Annotated in this window: 11 protein-coding genes; 7 read left to right on the top strand and 4 right to left on the bottom strand. The window is 73.3% G+C overall.

What is annotated here, in order from left to right:
* The first annotated feature begins 45 nt into the window (after nucleotides 1-45).
* A complete protein-coding gene (locus ABT026_RS09285; protein ID WP_351113504.1) occupies nucleotides 46-1,029 on the top strand; it encodes a DNA-3-methyladenine glycosylase family protein in 984 nt (327 codons plus the stop codon).
* 280 nt (nucleotides 1,030-1,309) lie between these two features.
* On the opposite strand, the gene manB is transcribed toward ABT026_RS09285, so the two are convergent.
* Together manB and ABT026_RS09275 are read right to left on the bottom strand one after the other, a co-directional pair.
* On the bottom strand, nucleotides 1,310-2,395 hold the full coding sequence (gene manB, locus ABT026_RS09280; protein WP_351113503.1) for a mannose-1-phosphate guanylyltransferase: 1,086 nt from the start codon (nucleotides 2,393-2,395) through the stop codon (nucleotides 1,310-1,312).
* 116 nt (nucleotides 2,396-2,511) lie between these two features.
* The gene (locus ABT026_RS09275) at nucleotides 2,512-3,903 is read right to left on the bottom strand and encodes a peptidoglycan recognition protein family protein (RefSeq protein ID WP_351113501.1); all 1,392 of its coding nucleotides are present in this window, start codon (nucleotides 3,901-3,903) and stop codon (nucleotides 2,512-2,514) included.
* Between the two features lie 139 nt (nucleotides 3,904-4,042).
* Here ABT026_RS09275 and ABT026_RS09270 point away from each other — a divergent pair, with 139 nt between their 5' ends.
* From ABT026_RS09270 to ABT026_RS09255, 4 genes are all read left to right on the top strand, one after another.
* Nucleotides 4,043-4,798, top strand: a complete 756-nt coding sequence (locus ABT026_RS09270) for a TIGR03089 family protein (RefSeq protein ID WP_351113500.1) — start codon at nucleotides 4,043-4,045, stop codon at nucleotides 4,796-4,798.
* Between the two features lie 186 nt (nucleotides 4,799-4,984).
* Nucleotides 4,985-6,136 (top strand): LCP family protein, encoded by a 1,152-nt coding sequence (locus tag ABT026_RS09265; protein WP_502967933.1) that lies wholly within the window; start codon nucleotides 4,985-4,987, stop codon nucleotides 6,134-6,136.
* Nucleotides 6,137-6,406: 270 nt separating this feature from the next.
* Nucleotides 6,407-8,167 (top strand): LCP family protein, encoded by a 1,761-nt coding sequence (locus tag ABT026_RS09260; protein WP_351113499.1) that lies wholly within the window; start codon nucleotides 6,407-6,409, stop codon nucleotides 8,165-8,167.
* 129 nt (nucleotides 8,168-8,296) lie between these two features.
* Complete coding sequence (locus tag ABT026_RS09255) at nucleotides 8,297-9,991, top strand: LCP family protein (RefSeq protein WP_351113498.1); 1,695 nt, start codon at nucleotides 8,297-8,299, stop codon at nucleotides 9,989-9,991.
* 82 nt (nucleotides 9,992-10,073) lie between these two features.
* Here ABT026_RS09255 and ABT026_RS09250 read toward each other — a convergent pair whose 3' ends face one another.
* Nucleotides 10,074-11,108 carry a glycosyltransferase family 2 protein gene (locus tag ABT026_RS09250; RefSeq protein WP_351113497.1) on the bottom strand — a complete coding sequence of 345 codons (1,035 nt, stop codon included), beginning with the start codon at nucleotides 11,106-11,108 and terminating at the stop codon, nucleotides 10,074-10,076.
* Between the two features lie 729 nt (nucleotides 11,109-11,837).
* On the opposite strand from ABT026_RS09250, the gene ABT026_RS09245 reads away from it, so the two are divergent.
* Nucleotides 11,838-13,286 carry an LCP family protein gene (locus tag ABT026_RS09245; protein ID WP_502967931.1) on the top strand — a complete coding sequence of 483 codons (1,449 nt, stop codon included), beginning with the start codon at nucleotides 11,838-11,840 and terminating at the stop codon, nucleotides 13,284-13,286.
* 81 nt (nucleotides 13,287-13,367) lie between these two features.
* Here the strand turns inward: ABT026_RS09245 and ABT026_RS09240 are convergent, their stop codons facing one another.
* Nucleotides 13,368-13,919: an acyl-CoA thioesterase gene (locus tag ABT026_RS09240; protein ID WP_351113495.1), complete on the bottom strand. Its 552-nt coding sequence runs from the start codon at nucleotides 13,917-13,919 to the stop codon at nucleotides 13,368-13,370.
* 132 nt (nucleotides 13,920-14,051) lie between these two features.
* On the opposite strand from ABT026_RS09240, the gene ABT026_RS09235 reads away from it, so the two are divergent.
* On the top strand, nucleotides 14,052-15,323 hold the full coding sequence (locus ABT026_RS09235; RefSeq protein WP_351113494.1) for an LCP family protein: 1,272 nt from the start codon (nucleotides 14,052-14,054) through the stop codon (nucleotides 15,321-15,323).
* Nucleotides 15,324-15,327: the final 4 nt, after the last annotated feature.

Below are 15,327 nucleotides of genomic sequence, written 5' to 3'. Positions count from 1 at the left end.
GCCGGGGGCACGGGGCGGCTCGGGGCGGCCCGTACCCTCGGGAGCATGGCAGGACGTTTTGCGCCGCGGACGCCCCGGGGCGGCGGTGTCCCCCAGCAGGCCGAGGTGCCCGGAGCCGTCCGGGAAGTGGTCCCGGACGGACCGGTCGACCTCCCGCTGGTGCTCGGGGTGCTGCGGCGCGGGACCGGCGACCCGTCGTTCCGGTACACCCCGGACGGCGCGGTGTGGCGGGCCACCCGCACGCCGCTGGGCCCCGGAACGCTCCGCGTCACCGCCCGGCCCTCGCTGGGCACGGTGCGCGGCGAGGCCTGGGGCCCGGGCGCGCGGTGGCTGCTGGAGGGGCTGCCGGGCCTGGTCGGCATGGAGGACGACCCCTCGGTGTTCGTGCCGCACCACCCGCTGCTGGCGCTGACCGCCCGCCGGGTGCCGGGCCTGCGGCTGACCCGGACCGGGCTGGTGCTGGAGTCGCTGATCCCCTCGGTGCTGGAACAGAAGGTCACCGCCGACGAGGCCTACCGGGGGTGGCGGCGGCTGCTCCAGGCGTTCGGCGAACCCGCGCCCGGCCCCGCTCCCGAGGGGCTGCGCGTGATGCCGCACCCGCGGGCGTGGGCGCTGGTGCCGTCCTGGGAGTGGCACCGCGCCGGGGTCGACGACAAGCGGGCGGCGACGATCCTGCGGGCGGTGCGGGTCTTCGAGCGGATGGAGGAGGCGGCCGCGATGCCGCCCGAGGCGGCCCGGGCCCGGCTGGAGGTGCTGCCCGGGATCGGGCCGTGGACCTCCGCGGAGGTGGTGCAGCGCTCGCACGGCGCCGCGGACGCGGTGACCACCGGCGACCTGCACCTGCCGGGCATCGTGGGGCACGCGCTGGCCGACGACCGGGACGCCGACGACGCGGCGATGCTGCGGCTGCTCGAGCCGTACGCGGGGGCCGGCCAGCGGCACCGGGCGGCCCGCCTGGTGCTGCTCAGCGGGCGGACGCCCGCGCGGCGCGCGCCGAAGATGCGGCGGAGCGACATCAGCGTCTGGTGACCCCCTGGGGCCGTCGCGGGCCCGTCGCACGGCCCGGTCCCCGCGCGGGCTCGGGACCGCGAGGACACGGGGCGGTCGGGTGCGCCGACGCCCGCGACGGACGGGACGCCGTGCGCCCCGCGCCCGTATGGGACACAGGACCGTCGGGCGGGCCCGTGTGGACATGGGACCGCCGCCCGCTTGCCACGACGTCACGCGCCCGGTGCGCGGGCCCGCGAGAGACGGGGGCCGGAGCGCCCCGGGGAACCCGGCGGTCCCCCGGGGGCCGTGGACGGGGCGGTCAGGCCACGTCGGAGGAGAAGCGCACCGCGCCCGCGGGGATGCGCGCGTCGCACCAGATCCGCGCCCCGGCCCGCAACTCGTTGTCCGGGCCGACGAACGCCCCGTCGCCGATCACCGCGCCGGTGAGGACCGTGCGCTCGCCGATGTGCGCGCGGGCGCCGACCAGGGAGTCGGTGATGACCGCGCCGGGGCCGACCACCGCGCCCGGCAGGATGGTCGAGCCGCTGATCCGCGCGCCGCCGGCGACCTGCGCGCCCTCGCCGACCACGGTGCCGCCGGTGAGCTTGGCGTCGGCGGCCACCACCGCCGACGGCAGCACCAGCCGGTCGCCGCAGCGGCCGGGCACGGCGGGCGAGGGGGCGCGGCCCAGGACCAGGTCGGCCGAGCCGCGGACGAAGGCCTCGGGGGTGCCGAGGTCCAGCCAGTAGGTGGAGTCGACCATGCCCTGGAGGTGGGCGCCCGCGGCGAGCAGGTCGGGGAAGGTCTCGCGCTCGACGGAGACCGGACGCCCCGCCGGGATGGTGTCGATCACCGAGCGCCGGAAGACGTAGCAACCGGCGTTGATCTGGTCGGTGACGATCTCCTCGGGCGTCTGCGGCTTCTCGAGGAACGCCGTCACCCGGCCCGTGGCGTCGGTCGGGACCAGCCCGTAGGCGCGCGGGTCGGCGACCTTGGTGAGGTGGAGGGAGACGTCCGCACCGCCGGCGGCGTGGGTGCGGACCAGGGCGCGGATGTCGAGGCCGGTGAGGATGTCGCCGTTGAAGACGAGGACGGGCTCGTCGGGGCCGGATCTCAGCCGGGTCGCCGCGTTGCGGATGGCGCCGCCGGTGCCCAGCGGCTCCCGCTCGGTGACGTACTCGAGGTGGAGGCCCAGCGCGGAGCCGTCCCCGAAGTACGGCTCAAACACCTCGGCCAGGTAGGACGTGGCGAGCACCACGTGCTCCACGCCCGCCGCGGCAGCCCGGGCCAACTGGTGCGTGAGGAACGGAACCCCGGCCGCGCGGACCATGGGCTTCGGCGTGTTCACCGTCACCGGGCGCAGCCGGGTGCCCTTGCCGCCGACCAGGAGGATCGCTTCTGTCACCTGTCGTCTCTGCTTCCTGCCGGGACCGGCCGATCTTGATGTCGGCCGGCCAGTGTACGCAGACCGTTCGATGGCTGTACGAGCGTCAGGAGCCGGCCGGCCCCCACGCCCTGGCGTCAACGTCCCTGGTAGCGGGCCGCGGTCGTCCGGGCCTTGCCGAGCTTGCTGTAGAGGCGGCCGCCCGGGCAGCTCGTGGCGAATCCGTCCCGGTGCCCGGAGATGGTGTTCAGTCGTACATTCTTTCCTTTTCGGTAGCGGTTGCCACCGCCCGACGTCAGATAGGTCTTGCCCTTCGGGTTCATGCCGTGCAGGCCGAGCTTCCACGCCGTCAGGCGGGCGATCCCGCGCACGGCCTTGGCGGAGGGCTTGATGTATCCAAAGCTGCCGATCACGGCGATGCCCATGCTGTTGCTGTTGAAGCCCAGCGTGTGGGCGCCCATCACGGGGCGGGCGACGCCGCCCGCGCGGCCCTCGTAGATCTTGCCGCACTTGTCGACGAGGAAGTTGTAGCCGATGTCCCGCCAGCCCATGCTGCCCACGTGGTAGCGGTAGATACTGCGGATGACCGAGGGTGCCTGGGAACAGGTGTACCCGTTGCCGGTCGCGGTGTGGTGCACGAAGGCCACCTTGACCTTGCTGGTGTACACGAACCCCCGCTCCCGCAGACCCTCGTTCGCCTTCCAGCCCTTGCGGGTGACGATCGCGGGGCGCGGGCCGATGTACGGGGCGGCCAGCGGTTCGTCCACCACGTCCTCGGCGACCGGTGCGGCCGGCGCGGGCGCCTCCGGCGTGGCGTCCGGGTCGGGGGTCACCGCGCGCAGGGCGGCGGCCTGCCGTTCGGTCGCCGCGCGGCTCAGCGCGGGCAGCACCTCCGGTCCGGCCCCGGACCGGGCCGCGGCGCCCCGGCCGGCCGGGGCCTCGGCGGCGGAACCGTCGCCCGGGTCGACGAGTTCGGCGCGCAGGCCCGACGGGAGCACCGGGACCGCGCCGCCCCCGCCGTGCGCGTCCGCCTCCGGTCTGGCCCGCACCTCCACGCCGTCGGAGGCGCCGACCCAGAGCGGGGCGGTGCCGCCCCGGGCCGCCTTCTCGGCCGAGCCGGGGTCGGCGCCGTGCTCGGAGGTGTGGGTCTCCAGGTCCTTCCAGTCGCTCCACCCGCCGGTCGCGGCGGCGCGGGTGCGGACCTGGACCCGGCCGTGGAACTCGGCGTCCGGGTCGTCCCAGACCACGCCGAGGAGGGAGAACGGCCGCACGTCCTGCCGGACGAGGCCCCGCTCGGCCCGGTCCGGGGCGGCGGTGGCGGCCCGGCGGCCGGCGAGGGGTGCGAGGGGCAGCGACTGGGTGGAGCCGGCGTCCCGCGCCTCCGCCGCGACGGCGCGGAGGGCGGGTCCCTGCGCCATGGCGGGGGCCGCCACCACCACGGCGAGCGGGACGACCAGCGTGGTCGCGCAGGTGATGCCCAGTGAGGAGGTGAGGGAGGGGGCGAATGTGGAAGAGAGGAGTCCGCGCATACCCCAAATCCTGGACATAATCGGACATTCTTGTCCATCGTTCTCCTGACGGCCTGTCGGGCGTCGTTCCGCCGAACCGGTTGCGCCGACCCGTCTCCGGCGCCCCGGCGGCCTCTCCGCGGCGCGTAGGCTGGGGCCCGTGAACGCCACCGACCGCACCCCCGCCGACCTGCTGCGTTCCGCGCTCGCCGCGGACGCCGCGCGCCCCCTGGTGACCTTCTACGACGACGCCACCGGTGAGCGCGTCGAACTCTCCGTCGCCACCTTCGCCAATTGGGTGGCCAAGACGGCGAACTACCTCCAGGACGAGCTGTCCACCGAGCCGGGCGACCGGGTGGCGCTGCTGCTGCCCGGGCACTGGCAGACGGCCGTCTGGCTGATGGCCTGTCACTCCGTCGGCGTGGTCGCGGCTCCGGGCGGCGACCCGGGCGCGGCGGACCTGGTCGTCTCCGGGCCGGACACGCTGGAGTCCGCGCGGGCCTGCCCCGGCGAGCGGATCGCCCTCGCGCTGCGGCCGCTCGGCGGGCGTTTCCCCCAGCCTCCGGCGGGCTTCCGCGACTACGCGCTCGAAGTGCCGGGGATGGGCGACCGGTTCGTGCCGTACGCGCCCGTCGACCCGGACGAGCCCGCGCTGGTCGTCGCCGGCCGGGAGTTCAGCGGGGCCGAGGTGGTGGAGCGGGCCCGGGCCGAGGCTCCCGGCCTCGGCCTGACCGGGCCCGCCTCACGGATCCTCAGCGCCCTGCCGTACGACACCTGGGCGGGCGTGGCGGCGGGTCTGTACGCGCCGCTGGCGATCGGCGGTTCGGTGGTCCTGTGCCGCAACCTCGACCAGCTCTCCGACGAGGCCCTGGCCAACCGGGTGGACTCCGAGCGGGTCACAGCGACGGCACGCTGAGCCGCACGCCCTGCGCGAGGCGGCGGGGCGTCCGCGCGGGCCAAGCCGGCAGGGCAGCGCCCCGGGTCGCCGCGGCTGGGCGGGCCCCGCGGAACGGGCCCCCACGTGCCCCCCGTGAGGGCGAAGTTGTCGCCCACCCGGCCGCACCGGCGGGAGAGCGCGGCGCCGGGCGGGCATGGCACCGGGGTGCCGCCCGTGTCGTCGCCCACCCCGCCCCGCCGCCGTCGTCGGCTCCGGATCGCCGTCGTCACCCTCGGCACGCTCACGGCCGTGCTGCTGATCGCCGCACTGCTGGCCGGCTGGGCCGCCTACAGCCGGCTCAGCGAGAACGTCACCTCCGACGAGGCGACCGCCGCCGAGCTCGCCCGGCACGCCGCGGAGCGGCCGAGGCGGCTGGCCCCGGACGCCCGCAACGTGCTGCTGATCGGCTCGGACACCCGCTCCGGCAAGGGCAACGCCCGCTACGGCCCGAACCTGGGCGGCGAGCGCTCCGACACCACGATCCTGCTGCACCTGGCCGGCGACCGGCACAGCGCCGTCGCCGTCTCCCTGCCGCGCGACCTGATGGTGCGCGTCCCCGCCTGCCGCGACCGCGACGGCCGCGGCACCACGGCCGCCCGCCTCGCCCAGTTCAACAGCGCCTACTCCACCGGCGGCCCGGCCTGCACCATCCGGACCGTGGAGAAGATGACCGGGGTGCGCGTCGACCACCACATGGTGGTCGACTTCCACGGCTTCAAGGAGATGGTGGACGCCGTCGACGGCGTCGACATGTGCCTGGCCGAGCCGGTGCGGGACAAGGCGGCGAAGCTGGACCTCCCGGCCGGGCGGGTCACCCTGGACGGCGAGCAGGCCCTCGGCTGGGTCCGCGCCCGCAAGTCCCTGGGCGACGGCAGCGACACCGCGCGGATGGAGCGGCAGCAGCGCTTCCTGGGCGCCCTGGTGCAGAAGGTCCGCAGCGACCACGTCCTCTACAACCCGCTGCGGCTCTACCCGGTGCTCCACGCGGCCACCTCCTCACTGACCACCGACCCGGGCCTGGCGGGGCTGCGGGACCTGTACGGCTTCGTGCGCGAGGTACGCGGCATCCCCTCCGAGCGGATCCGGTTCACCACCGTGCCGCGCGAGGCGTATCCGGCCGACCCCAACCGCGACCGGCTCCTCCAGCCGGCCGCCGACCGTCTCTTCCGGCTGCTGCGCCACGACCGCCCCGTGCCCGTCACGGCGCCGGCCGTCACCGGCCGCACGGGCGCCGACGACGCGCCCGGCGCCCCCGCGGCGCCGGCCCCCTCGCCCTCCTTCAGCGGCAGCACCGCCGCGGAGGACCCCTGCGGGTGAACGTCGACCGCACGCGAACCGAAACTTCTTCTGATGCCCGGTCTACCGCAGGTAAAACCATGGCCAAGGCGTAGCACAGAGGTAACAGAATGGGGCAGATTGCCCGGTTGTAGGGAAGTGGAATGTGTCACCGTCGTCGCTGGTCGCCGGTGCGGGCGGATAGTGTGAGCGATCCGGTGCCCCGGCCAGGGTCCGTCCTGCGGTCGGCACCATGACGAGACCCCGCGCCTGGGGGAAGGCGCCGTGGCCCCGACGGAGGACTCAGCAACCGTGGACGCGCATGGCCGTGGGCGGGCGGACAACATCGATCCCGCCGACCAGTGGGTGCTCAACCCGCAGACCGGCGAGTACGAACTGCGACTGAGCAGTCCCGTTCCGCAGTCGTCGCCCCCGCCGGTGCCGGGTCCGCGCCGCCCGGCTCCCCGTGAGGGGGGCGTGCCGCGCGACCGCACCTCCCACGAGGCCGGCTACAGCAGCGAGGCCCCCGCGCGCCCGCGCCCCGGACGCGAGGTCCCGCCGCCGCGCAGGCGCCGCGGTGAGCCCGAGGAGCCGGAGACCGGCCGCCGCCGTGGCCGCCCGAAGAAGAAGAGCAAGGCCAAGAAGGTCCTCGCCTGGACCGGCGGTTCGCTGGCCTTCGTGATCCTGGCGACCTCGGGCTACGGCTACTGGTACATCAAGGACCTCGAGGACAACATCCAGAAGACCAACTGCGGCGACGCCTGCTCCGCCGGGTTCGCCAAGGACGAGGCCTTCAACCTCCTGATCATCGGCACCGACAAGCGCACCGGCAGCGGCAACAAGGGCTACGGCGACAAGAACAGCGTCGGCCACGCCGACACCACGCTGCTGCTGCACGTGGCCGAGGACCGCAGCAACGCCACGGTGCTGAGCATCCCGCGCGACCTGGTCATCGACATCCCGGACTGCGAGACCGTCACACAGGACGGCTCAAGCAAGATCGTGCCGGGCACGCCGAACACCCGCTTCAACGAGAGTCTCGGGCAGGGCGGCCGCAACGCGGGCTGCACCGCCAGGACCATCAAGGAAGTCACCGGCATCAAGGTCGACCACTTCATGGTCGCCGACTTCAACGCCGTGAAGACGCTGACCGCGGCCATCGACGGCGTCGAGGTGTGCGTCGAGAAGGCGGTCGACGACCCCAAGTCGCACCTGGAGCTGCCGGCCGGCAAGTCGACCATCGAGGGCGAGCAGGCCCTCGCCTTCCTGCGCACCCGCTACAGCTTCGGCAACTCCGGCGATCTGGACCGGATCAAGGCCCAGCAGGCCTTCCTCGCCTCGATGATGCGCAAGATGTCGTCCGGCGACACCCTCAAGAGCCCGACCAAGCTGAACAACCTGGCGCAGGCCGCGACCAAGGCCCTCGAGGTGGACGAGGCGATCGGCTCCGTCTCGGTGCTCAAGGACATCGCGCTGGAGATCAAGAAGGTCGACCCGAAGAACATGTCCTTCGTGACGGTTCCGGTCATCGACAACCCGGCCGAGCCGACCCCGGTCACCGTGGTGCCCAACCCGGCCAAGGCCCCGCAGGTCTTCGACCTGATCCGCGAGGACGTCTCCTTCACCGAGGTGAAGAAGCAGAAGCAGAAGCAGAAGGACGCCGACGCCGCCCGCCTCAAGGGCTCCAAGGCCGACGCATCCGACGTGCGGGTGCAGGTCTTCAACGGCGGCGCCAAGTCCGGCTCCGCCTCGGCGACCCTGACCTGGCTCCAGAACGACCAGGGCGTCCTGAAGTCGGACAACGGCGGCAACGCCGACGCCACGCAGAAGAAGACGACGCTCGAGTACGCCCCGGACCAGGCCGATCAGGCCCGGGCGCTGGCCGCGATGATGGGGCTCCCGGGCTCGGCGCTCAAGGAGGGGGAGAGCGCCACCAACTCCCAGGGTCTGCCGACCATGACGTTGGTCCTGGGTGAGGACTTCAAGGGGGCGGGCATTCCGCTGACCGCCCCGGAGAAGGCGCCGGACGACATCGACAAGTCCACGGCCGACAAGGTTCAGTGCGCCAAGTAACGCGCATCACACGCCAGTTGGCGAAACGCACAGCACAGAGCACGCAACGAAAAGACCGCCTCGCGCATCTCACAGGTGAGACGCGCGGGGCGGTCCCGTAGGCGGGCGAGGACAGGGGGAGGGGCACGAATGGCACAGACGCGTGTGCGCGGTGAGGGCCGGCGCCGCCGCTCTGCGGGGGACGCGGCCGACCTGGGGTGGGACGACGGCCTGTACGGGGCCGACGGCGCCGAGGACGGACCGCTCGGCGAGGACGGGGACCGCTCCGACACGTCCCCCCGGGACGGCGGCCGGCACGGGGGCGGTCATGGCCGCGGCAGCCGCAGACGCGGCAGCGGCGGGCGAAGACGCCGCGTCCTGCGCTGGACGGGTCTGACGCTCGCCTTCCTGCTGGTCGGCACGGGCGTGGCGGGGTACCTGTACTACCAGCACCTCAACAGCAACATCAGGACCGACTCCCGCGCCGGCGGCAAGTCCCACGCCAAGAAGACGAAGCCGAACGCCGCCGGGCAGACCCCGCTGAACATTCTGATCATGGGGTCGGACGACCGCAACGATCCGCGGAACCTCAAGCTGGGCGGCAGCAAGGAGAACGTCGGGCAGAAGCCCCGGGCCGACGTGCAGATGCTCCTCCACATATCGGCGGACCGTAAGAGCGCCTCGATGGTGAGCATCCCGCGCGACACCATGGTCAAGATCCCCAAGTGCACGGACTCCGACGGCACGCCTTATCCGGAGACCTACGGAATGATCAACTCGACGCTGCAGCGCGGCGGCCCCGGCTGCACGCTGTCGACCTGGGAGAACCTCACCGGGGTCTACATCGACCACTGGATCGTCATCGACTTCATCGGCGTGGTGGACATGACGAACGCCATTGGCGGCGTGCCCGTCTGCGTCGAGGACAACGTCTGGGACCGGTCGACGGCGATGCAGCGAGGTGGCTCCGGGCTGAAGCTCAAGGCCGGGACCCGCCCCATCAAGGGTGAGCAGGCGTTGCAGTGGCTGCGGACCCGGCACGCCTGGGGCAGCGACCCCATGCGCGCCAAGGCCCAGCAGATGTACATGAACTCGATGATGCGCGAGCTCCAGAGCAAGAGCGTCTTCACCGACACCGGCGAGCTGACGGACCTGGCAGAGGCCGCCACCAAGGCGCTGAAGGTCTCCGAGGAGATCGGCACCGTCGCCAAGCTCGCCGACCTGGCCATGGAGCTCAAGGACGTCCCGGTCAACCGGATCACGACCACGACCATGCCCAACGTCCCGTACCCCCAGGACATCAACCGTCTGATACCGAAGCCGGGCGACGCCGACAAGCTGTGGGCGATGCTCCAGGACGACGTGCCCTTCGACAGCAACGGCAAGAAGAAGGGCGCGGACACCGGTCCCAAGGACGAGGCGGCCCCCGACGGGGAGATCGCCGTCCAGGTCCGCAACGGCACGGCCGACGAGACGCTCGGCGCCGTGCCGGGCCGCGCCCTGGCGATCAAGGACGCGCTGGTGGGCGAGGGCTTCGAGCTCGCCGAGGTGGACAAGGCCGCGGCGGATCCCACCAAGCGGACCGTGGTGCAGTACCCGAGCGCCGAACTGAAGGGCGACGCCCTGCGGGTCGCCGAGTCGCTGGGCATCCCCGCCGCATCGGTGAAGAAGTCCTCCGAGGTGAACGGCGTGACGCTGACGGTGGGCGGCGACTGGCGTGAGGGCGCCACCTATCCGAAGGACAACGTGCTGGAGGAGGGCAAGCTCCCCGAGAGCGCGGGCGCGCAGAACGGCGCCGACAAGAAGCAGTGCATGAAGGTCGCCGAGAAGATCTACACCTGGTAGGCGCCTGGCCTCGCGGCGCTCCTACGGCGAAGGGCCCCGGTCGATCCGACCGGGGCCCTTCGTATGCCGTGGCAGCGGCGCGTCAGTCGGTGGCAGGGGTGAGCACGGCCGGCCGGCGGGAGGCGATGACCTTGCGGGCCAGCGACTTCGGGCTGGTGAGGAAGCCCCAGCCCCAGGACATGTGCATGGTGGCCAGGGCGACGGGGATCTGCAGCCGCGCCTTGAGCGGGAGGCCCTTGCCGGCCGGGACGGAGCCGGCGACGATCGCGGCCAGGTACCCGCCGGGTATCACCAGCGCCCACGGGGTGAGCGCGACGCCCGCGACCAGGCCCGCGGCGATGGCGCACACGGCCGTCGGCGGGGCGAGGTAGCGCAGGTTGATGGAGCCCTGGTGGTAGCGGGCCACCACGTGCCGCCAGCGGCCGTAGTCCTTGTACTGCTTGGCGAGCGCCTTGACGCTGGGCCGCGGCCGGTAGGAGACGCGCAGCTCGGGCGAGAACCAGATCAGGCCGCCCGCCTCACGGATTCGGAAGTTGAGCTCCCAGTCCTGGGCGCGGATGAACTCCACGTTGTAGCCGCCCTGCTGCTCCAGCGCCTCGCGGCGGAAGACGCCCAGGTAGACCGTCTCGGCCGGGGCGGCGTCGCCACCGGTGTGGAAGGCGGCGTTGCCCACGCCGATCTTCGAGGTCATGGCGGCGGCGACCGCGTGCTCCCAGTCGTTCTCGCCCTCGGCGTGCATGATGCCGCCGACGTTCTGCGCGCCGGTCTCCTCCAGGAGGCGGACGGCGGTGGCGATGTAGTTCGGGGAGAGCATCCCGTGGCCGTCGACGCGGACTACCACGGGGTGGCGGGAGGCATTGATCGCCGCGTTCAGGGCGGCGGGGGTGCGGCCGGTCGGGTTGGGGACCGTGTGCACCCGCGGGTCCTCGCGGACGAGTTCGGCGGCGATCTCGTCCGTGCGGTCCGTGGAGGGGCCGAGGGCGATCACGACCTCCATCTCGCCCGCGTACTCCTGGGCGAGGATCGCACGGACTGCCTCGCGAAGGTGCCGCTCCTCGTTGAGGACCGGCATGATCACGGACACGGCGGGAAGCTGCGCGGCGGAATTGGCGTTCATCAGGCCTCACGTTACCGCGATCGGGGGACACGGGCGCGCGCCGTCCTGCCGGGGGACCGGGCTGCAGATCGTATCGGCCTACCGTGCTCACGGAACGGATGCATATGGCCCGTTTACGGAGCCCCCGGCCCTCCCCAGGCCCTCGTGGAGGTGTACCGCCCCATGCCCGCCACACCGCCCCGACCGCCCGAACGACCGGACCCTCGGCGCCGTCGCCCGCAGCCCGGTCCGGTGCCGGGTTCCTCGCCCGCACCACGGGTCCCGCGCGGCGTGCGCACCGCCTCGCAGGAGTACGACTCCCCTGCCGCCTCCCGGGCCGGGGCCCCTCGGTCCGGGGCGCCCGCGTCCGGTTCCGTCCCCCGGGGCGGCTCCTCGCGGACGGCCGGGCGGGGGTCCGCGCAGCCCCGTTCCTCCCGGGCGGCCGACGGCTCGCCTCGGCGCGACGGCACGCTCCGCACGGGCGGCGGGTCCCGCGGGTCCGGCGCGCGGAGCGGGGACGGGCGGGTGCGGGACCGGCGGTCCGTGGGCGACGACCGGCCGGTGGGCGTTCGGTCCGTGGGCGGTGGGTCGGCAGGGCGTTCCGAGGCGGGCTCGGGCCCGGCAGGGCGTGTGCCACGGGGGCCGCGGCGGGACGGCGGGGCGGGCACAGGCGCCGCGAGGCGCGGTTCCCGGGCGGGCTCCGGCCCGGGTTCGGGGCGGGGCTCCGGGTGGGGTTCGGGCGGCGGTGGCGTGCCGCCGCGGAAGACGGGCGGGCCCGGTCGCGGCCGGGGCGGACCGCGGCGGCCCGCGGGTCGCCGGCGCGGATGGGGCGGTCGCATGGTGACCGCGCTCTCGGTGACCGTCCTCGCCCTGGCCGGCGTGGGGCACTCGGTCCTTTCCGGCATCGACGACGGCATCGCGCGGATCGACCCGTTCCGCGACATGAAGAACCGCCCGCACGACGGGAACGGCACCAACGTCCTGGTGGTCGGCACGGACGGGCGGGACAAGATCTCCGCGCAGACTCGGCGCCGGTACCACCTCGGGGGCGAACCGTGCCACTGCACGGACACCGTGATGATCGTCCACATCTCCGAGGACCGTGACCGGGCCAGCGTGGTGAGCCTGCCGCGCGACTCGTTCGCGGTGGCGCCCGCGTACACCGACCCGGCCACCGGCCGGGAGCGCCCGGCGCACCCGGTGCGGCTGAACGCCGCCTACGCGGAGGGCGGACCGCAGCTGACCGTGCGGACGGTGGAGCAGATGACGGCCGTGAAGATCGACCACTACGTGGAGGTCGACTTCACCAGCTTCATCCGCACCGTCGACGTGCTGGGCGGGGTGCGGATCTGCACCGTCGACCCGCTGAAGGACTCGCACACCGGGCTGGACCTGGCGCCCGGACAGCACCGGCTGGACGGCGGGCGGGCCCTTCAGTACGTCCGCTCCCGGCACGTGGACGCGGCCTCCGACTTCGGGCGGATGCACCGGCAGCAGCGGTTCCTGGCGGCGCTGATCGAGCAGGCCACCTCCTCCGGGGTGCTGCTCAACCCGGTCAAGCTGCGTGACGTCGCGGGCACGGTCCTGAGGTCCGTGCGGGCGGACCGCGGCTTCGGGGCCGGCGAGATGATCGACCTGGGGCGGGCGATGCGGCACTTCTCGCCGTCCTCCTCGGAGTTCACGACGGTGCCGATCGCGGACCGGAAGTACCGGGCGCGGGGCGTCGCCGGCGAGACGCTCAAGTGGGACGACGGGAAGGCGCGGCGGATCTTCACGGCGCTGCGCGCGGACCGGCCGCTGGCGCCGCACGTCGCGAAGCGGCCCAAGGCGGTGCGGGTGCCGGTGGCGCCGGAGCAGATCCGGGTCCAGGTGGAGAACGGGACCATGACGCCGGGGCTCGGCAAGCGGGTGGACGCGGGGCTGGCGGCGACGGGGTTCGCGACGACGCGGGCGCCGGTGAACGCGGCGGACCGGAGGGTGCGGCGGACGGTGGTGCTGCACGACCCCCGCTGGGACCGGTCCGCGCGGTCCCTCGCGGCAGCGCTCCCCGGCAGCGAGCTGCGGGCCCGGCCGGGGCTGGGGCCGACGCTGCGGGTCCTCGCGGGGGCGGACTTCCGCGAGGTGCGGCGGGTGCGGGCGGAGGACCCCTACCGGGGCGAGGACGGCGTCGTCACGGGCGACCAGGTCGTCTGCGAGTAGCCCTCCCGCGGGGGCCGGGCCACCTCTCCCCGCCCTTGCCGAAGGAGCGGTCGGAAGTGGGCCGACCCCTCGTGGGGAAGGTCAGTCGGGGAAGCCGGCGGCGGTGCGTTCCTGGCGGAGTTCGAGGATGGCCCGCCGCCGCGCGAGCCGGTGGCTGCGCCGGATCTGCGCCTCCTGGCACCGTCGCCGGTCCCGCTCCGTCTCGGGAATCACCGGCGGCACCGGCCGCGGCTTCCCGCCCTCGTCGACCGCCGCGAACACCAGGTAGGCGGACCCCACGTGGCTCAGCGGCACGGACTCGTTCCACCGCTCGGTGAGCACCTTCACCCCGATCTCCATCGAGGTGCGCCCCGTCCAGTTGACCTGCGCGCGTACGTGCACCACGTCCCCGACCCGGACCGGCTGGAGGAACGCCATCTCGTCCATGGACGCGGTGACGGCGGGCCCCTCGGAGTGCCGCCCGGCGACCGCCCCCGCGGCGTCGTCCACCAGCTTCATGATCACACCACCGTGCACGGTACCCAGGAGGTTGGTGTCGTGGTGGGTCATGATGTGGCTGAGGGTGAGGCGGGAAGCGGACGCGGGCTTGCCCGCGGCTATGCCGGAATCGGAGGTCAGGGCCTGTTCTGTCATGCCCTCCACCTTATGCCGGATCGATCCCCCCGCCCGATTTGCCCGGGTTCATGTGTCGGGTTCGCAACAGCCGGGCTCCGGGTTTTCCACAGGCCTTCTGGGGGCCCCGCCCGAGCGTGCACACTGTCGCTCATGAATGAGTGGCCTCAGGGATGGTCGGAGAGCAACCGCGGCGACCGCTACGGCGGTGGCGCCGCGGGCGAGCCCGAGCCCGCCCGCGTCATGCGCCAGGTCCGCCGCGAGCCGTCCGGCCCCTACCCCGGCCAGGCTCCGCAGTACGACGGCGGCGTTCCGCGGCAGCCCGCCTCGCCCCCGTACGACCCCGGGTACGACAGCGACTACAACACCGGCCAGGTCTACGGCGGCCAGGGCGGTGGCGGTAACGGCTACGACGACGGCGGGTACACCGGCGGCTACCGGCAGACCCCGGACTGGGGCCGCAGGGTCAAGCGGACGCTGACCACCGTCGTGGTCGCGCTGCTCGTGATCTCGGTCGGCACCTACTTCTGGGCCGACTCCAAGCTCCGCGAGGAGGTCGACCTCTCCAAGGTCATCAACCGGCCCGAGGCGGGCGACGGCACCAACTACCTCATCGTCGGCTCCGACAGCCGCGACGGGATGTCCGACGAGGACAAGCAGCGCCTGCACACCGGCTCCGCCGAGGGCAAGCGCACGGACTCGATGATGATCCTGCACACCGGCAGCAACGGCCCGACGCTGATATCCCTGCCCCGCGACTCCGACGTGGAGCTCCCCAGCTTCAAGGGCTCCGAGTCCGGCAAGGAGTACCCCGGCACGGGCAAGCGCATCAAGCTGAACGCCGCGTACTCCATGGACGGCCCCGAGCTGCTGGTGCGCACGGTCGAGTACAACACCGGGCTGCACATCGACCACTACGTGGAGATCGGCTTCGCCGGCTTCGCCAATATCGTGGACGCGGTCGGCGGCGTGGAGATGGACATCCCCAAGGCGTTCAAGGACAAGAACTCCGGCGCCGACTTCGCGGCCGGCAAGCAGACCCTGAACGGCGAGGAGGCGCTGGCCTTCGTCCGCACCCGCTACGCCTTCGCGGGCAGCGACCTGGACCGGACGAAGAACCAGCAGAAGTTCCTCTCCGCGCTCGCCAACCAGGCGGCCACCCCGGGCACGGTCCTCAACCCGTTCCGCCTCTACCCGACGCTGAGCGCGGGCCTGGACACCCTGATCGTCAGCGAGGACACCGGCCTGTTCGACCTGGCCTCGATGTTCTGGGCGATGAAGGGCGTCACCGGCGGCGAGGGCACGTCGATGAACATGCCGATATCCGGCTCCAGCGGCGGCAACCTGGTCTGGGACAAGGCCAAGGTCAAGAAGCTGGTCGAGCAGTTGAAGAGCGACGAGCGGGTCACGGTCAAGGGGAACTGACCGG

The sequence above is a fragment of the Streptomyces sp. NPDC002734 genome (assembly GCF_040295685.1).
Taxonomy (GTDB): domain Bacteria; phylum Actinomycetota; class Actinomycetes; order Streptomycetales; family Streptomycetaceae; genus Streptomyces.
This window is presented reverse-complemented; position numbering and strand designations above follow the sequence as displayed.

Coding starts and splice junctions, on each gene's coding strand:
- ABT026_RS09285 (WP_351113504.1), top strand. CDS start 46: ATGGCAGGACGTTTTGCGCCGCGGACGCCCCGGGGCGGCGGTGTCCCC.
- ABT026_RS09275 (WP_351113501.1), bottom strand. CDS start 3,903: ATGCGCGGACTCCTCTCTTCCACATTCGCCCCCTCCCTCACCTCCTCA.
- ABT026_RS09255 (WP_351113498.1), top strand. CDS start 8,297: ATGGCACAGACGCGTGTGCGCGGTGAGGGCCGGCGCCGCCGCTCTGCG.
- ABT026_RS09250 (WP_351113497.1), bottom strand. CDS start 11,108: ATGAACGCCAATTCCGCCGCGCAGCTTCCCGCCGTGTCCGTGATCATG.
- ABT026_RS09240 (WP_351113495.1), bottom strand. CDS start 13,919: ATGACAGAACAGGCCCTGACCTCCGATTCCGGCATAGCCGCGGGCAAG.
- ABT026_RS09235 (WP_351113494.1), top strand. CDS start 14,052: ATGAATGAGTGGCCTCAGGGATGGTCGGAGAGCAACCGCGGCGACCGC.